Annotated in this window: 1 pseudogene; it reads left to right on the forward strand. The window is 66.9% G+C overall.

The annotated features are described in order from the left end of the window. Positions 1 to 215, forward strand: a pseudogene (locus SB771_RS37045) (hypothetical protein); the annotation flags it as partial. Positions 216 to 236: the final 21 nt, after the last annotated feature.

A 236-nucleotide genomic window follows, 5' to 3' on the forward strand; every position in this document is an offset into this window, starting at 1 on the left:
GCAGCGACTGGCTGACCGAAATGGGCAAGATCCAGGGCATCCGCGCCTGCCACGAGGACTGGGTGCTGCTGGATTACCTGGTGGACCGCAAGCGCTCGCCGCAGGACGAGATCGTCGAGCGCGCCAAGGGCGAACGACTGGCGGGGCGGGCGTGGTTCCGGGGACTGTGCGACGTGCAGGAAACGACCTGCGACATGAACTCGGTGGATCGGTGAGGGCAGGGTTCATGCCGGTGG

The sequence above is a fragment of the Burkholderia sp. SIMBA_051 genome, assembly GCF_046534915.1.
Taxonomy (GTDB): Bacteria; Pseudomonadota; Gammaproteobacteria; order Burkholderiales; family Burkholderiaceae; genus Burkholderia; species Burkholderia ambifaria.